Genomic DNA, 2500 nt, shown 5'->3' on the forward strand with positions numbered 1-2500 from the left:
ATCGAAGAGCAATCTTCAAACTTTTAACATGAGAGTTTGATCCTGGCTCAGGATGAACGCTGGCGGCGTGCCTAATACATGCAAGTCGAACGCGCAGCGAAGAGTGCTTGCACTCTTCAAGCGAGTGGCGAACGGGTGAGTAACACGTGAATAACCTACCGAAAAGCAGGGGATAACATTTGGAAACAGATGCTAATACCGTATAAAACGTGCTGTCGCATGACAAAACGTTAAAAGGTCCGTTTGGACCACTTTTTGATGGATTCGCGGTGCATTAGTTAGTTGGTGGGGTAAAGGCCCACCAAGACGATGATGCATAGCCGAGTTGAGAGACTGACCGGCCACATTGGGACTGAGACACGGCCCAAACTCCTACGGGAGGCTGCAGTAGGGAATCTTCCACAATGGGCGCAAGCCTGATGGAGCAACGCCGCGTGTGTGATGAAGGCTTTCGGGTCGTAAAGCACTGTTGTATGGGAAGAACGGTAAGGGTAGGAAATGACCTTTACATGACGGTACCATACCAGAAAGGGACGGCTAAATACGTGCCAGCAGCCGCGGTAATACGTATGTCCCGAGCGTTATCCGGATTTATTGGGCGTAAAGCGAGCGCAGACGGTTCGATAAGTCTGAAGTGAAAGCCCACAGCTCAACTGTGGAAGTGCTTTGGAAACTGTCGAACTTGAGTGCAGTAGAGGTAAGTGGAACTCCATGTGTAGCGGTGGAATGCGTAGATATATGGAAGAACACCAGTGGCGAAGGCGGCTTACTGGACTGCAACTGACGTTGAGGCTCGAAAGTGTGGGTAGCAAACAGGATTAGATACCCTGGTAGTCCACACCGTAAACGATGAACACTAGGTGTTAGAGGGTTTCCGCCCTTTAGTGCCGAAGCTAACGCATTAAGTGTTCCGCCTGGGGAGTACGACCGCAAGGTTGAAACTCAAAGGAATTGACGGGGACCCGCACAAGCGGTGGAGCATGTGGTTTAATTCGAAGCAACGCGAAGAACCTTACCAGGTCTTGACATCCTTTGAAGGTACTAGAGATAGTGCTGTTTTCTTCGGAAACAAAGTGACAGGTGGTGCATGGCCGTCGTCAGCTCGTGTCGTGAGATGTTGGGTTAAGTCCCGCAACGAGCGCAACCCTTATGTTTAGTTGCCAGCATTCAGTTGGGCACTCTAGACAGACTGCCGGTGACAAACCGGAGGAAGGCGGGGACGACGTCAGGTCATCATGCCCCTTATGACCTGGGCTACACACGTGCTACAATGGCGTATACAACGAGCAGCGAACTCGCGAGGGTAAGCGAATCTCTTAAAGTACGTCTCAGTTCGGATTGTAGTCTGCAACTCGACTACATGAAGTCGGAATCGCTAGTAATCGCGGATCAGCATGCCGCGGTGAATACGTTCCCGGGTCTTGTACACACCGCCCGTCACACCATGGGAGTTTGTAATGCCCAAAGCCGGTGGCCTAACCTTTTAGGGAGGAGCCGTCTAAGGCAGGACAGATGACTGGGGTGAAGTCGTAACAAGGTAGCCGTAGGAGAACCTGCGGCTGGATCACCTCCTTTCTAAGGATAATCGGAGCGTTACAGGGACTTAAGTGTCAATTTGATTTGTGTCAAAGTTTTGTTTAGTTTTGAGTGCGTGAAGCACAACCAGCGTATGGGGGATTAGCTCAGCTGGGAGAGCACCTGCTTTGCAAGCAGGGGGTCAGCGGTTCGATCCCGCTATTCTCCATTGGCCAGAAGAAAGCCTTTTGGCCAAAAGCTAGTACATTGAAAACTGAATAATCAAGAAATTCTTTTAAAATGATTCAGAGGTGAATCATCTAAATGAACCGAGAAACAACACAAGTTCTTTAAAAAGAACGGTTTAATCGCAGGTCTTTAAAGACCAACTCATAAAACTGATCCAACTAATAAAGTTGTGGTTAAGTGAATAAGGGCGCGTGGTGGATGCCTTGGCACTAGGAGCCGATGAAGGACGTGACTAACTACGATAAGCTTTGGTGAGCGGTAAGTACGCTATGACCCAGAGATTTCCGAATGGGGAAACCCAGCACATAGAAGTGCTATCCATATCTGAATACATAGGATATGAGAAGGAATACGCTGTGAACTGAAACATCTCATTAGCAGCAGGAGCAGAAAGAAAAATCGATTCCCTGAGTAGCGGCGAGCGAAACGGGAAAAGCCCAAACCAGTGTGCTTGCATGCTGGGGTTGTAGGACTGTCGTTGAGTTACCAAGATAGAAGTTAGGTGAAAACGTTGGGAAGCGTTGTCAAAGAGGGTGATAACCCCGTAACCGAAAGCTTCTGTCCTCTAGACAGGATCCTGAGTACGGCCGGACACGTGAAATCCGGTCGGAATCCGCGGGGACCATCCCGTAAGGCTAAATACTCCCTAGTGACCGATAGTGAACCAGTACCGTGAGGGAAAGGTGAAAAGCACCCCGGAAGGGGAGTGAAATAGTTCCTGAAACCACGACGCCTA

At 49.6% G+C, this 2500-nt stretch carries 1 tRNA gene and 2 rRNA genes (1 of these 3 cut by a window edge); all 3 read left to right on the forward strand.

Going from position 1 to position 2500, the window contains the following annotated elements:
- The first annotated feature begins 24 nt into the window (after nucleotides 1-24).
- Nucleotides 25-1575 (forward strand): 16S ribosomal RNA (locus tag AABI20_RS07495).
- 96 nt (nucleotides 1576-1671) lie between these two features.
- Nucleotides 1672-1744 (forward strand) — tRNA-Ala (locus AABI20_RS07500).
- Nucleotides 1745-1935: 191 nt separating this feature from the next.
- Nucleotides 1936-2500: ribosomal RNA gene (locus AABI20_RS07505) — 23S ribosomal RNA — on the forward strand (it continues 2343 nt past the right edge of the window).
- The 16S and 23S rRNA genes sit together here with 1 tRNA gene alongside, the layout of an rRNA operon.

The organism is Fructobacillus cardui (assembly GCF_963580785.1).
Lineage (GTDB): Bacteria > Bacillota > Bacilli > Lactobacillales > Lactobacillaceae > Fructobacillus > Fructobacillus cardui.